This is a genomic window from Streptomyces sp. NPDC004667, from assembly GCF_040609475.1.
Taxonomy (GTDB): domain Bacteria; phylum Actinomycetota; class Actinomycetes; order Streptomycetales; family Streptomycetaceae; genus Streptomyces.
The window spans coordinates 1-1028 of sequence record NZ_JBEXKC010000281.1; the positions used below are offsets into that span (position 1 = coordinate 1).

1 protein-coding gene is annotated in these 1028 nt (G+C 71.8%); it reads left to right on the plus strand.

Translation table 11 applies throughout. The annotated features are described in order from the left end of the window. Window positions 1-165: 165 nt before the first annotated feature. Window positions 166-675 (plus strand): hypothetical protein, encoded by a 510-nt coding sequence (locus ABZW32_RS40065; protein WP_356225873.1) that lies wholly within the window; start codon window positions 166-168, stop codon window positions 673-675. Window positions 676-1028: the final 353 nt, after the last annotated feature.

Sequence of the window (1028 nt, forward strand, 5' to 3'; positions counted from 1 at the left end):
GACATCCGTAGCGGCAGGGGAACGGCCGGGGAGGGGAGCCGGGGTCGCACGCCACGGCAGGCGGCCCTCTGGCGCAACGGCGGCCCGGTCGGGCACCATCGCGGTGCCCGACCCGCACGGGCACGGCCCCCACCGCTCGTGTTCACCCAGCAGGAGGCTCCCCACGTGAAGACCCGACCCGTCGTCACCGCACTCCTACTCGTCCTCGGCGCGCTGTTCGCACCGGGCTTCGGAGCATTGGCAGGCACGACACAGGCCCACGCGGCGACCAAGATCAGCCATGCGACGGCGACCTCGATGTTCCGCCAGGCCGGGATCGCATGGTCCTCGTCGGGCAACTGCTCGGACCGCAACAACCCGACCTGCACGTCCTTCGATCAGCTCAACCTCGCCACGGCCCAGGGCGCCCAGACGCTGAAGAGCGCTACCGGCTGCGCCCTGACCATCACCGGCGGCACCGAGACCGGCCACGCGAGCGGCACGTACTCCCACTGGAACGGCTACAAGCTCGACTACGCGAAGGCCTCGTGCCTCACCAGCTACGTCAAGAACACCTTCTCCTACATCGGCCTGCGCGGCGACGGAGCTCCCATGTGGCAGTCCGGCTCGGGCAACGTCTACGCGGACGAGGGCAACCACTGGGACGTCCTCTACTACAACTGCGGAGGCTGCTGAGCCCGGACGGCAACGGTGGCCGACGGCGCGGGCGTCGGCCACCCGCGGCCCCCGGGGCGGATCCACCGAGCCCCGTTCGGGGCCCGGCCCACCCCAGCCGATTCCGTGTCGCCGGCAGCCCGAATCCCCGGGCCCGTCCGGCACGGCAGCCGTGCGCGTCCGCACCGCGTGGCCGAGGCCGACCAGGACCCCCGGTCATGACGAAGCGGTGACGTACCGCGCGCCCGGTGTACGGCCCTCAAGCATCCGTGTCCGGGTCGCACGCCTCTTCCGTGCGTCGCGGACCCGCGTTCAGGCGAGGAGCGCGGTCTGGGCCGTCCACAGCGGTGTTCGCGATGACCGCACGGACGATC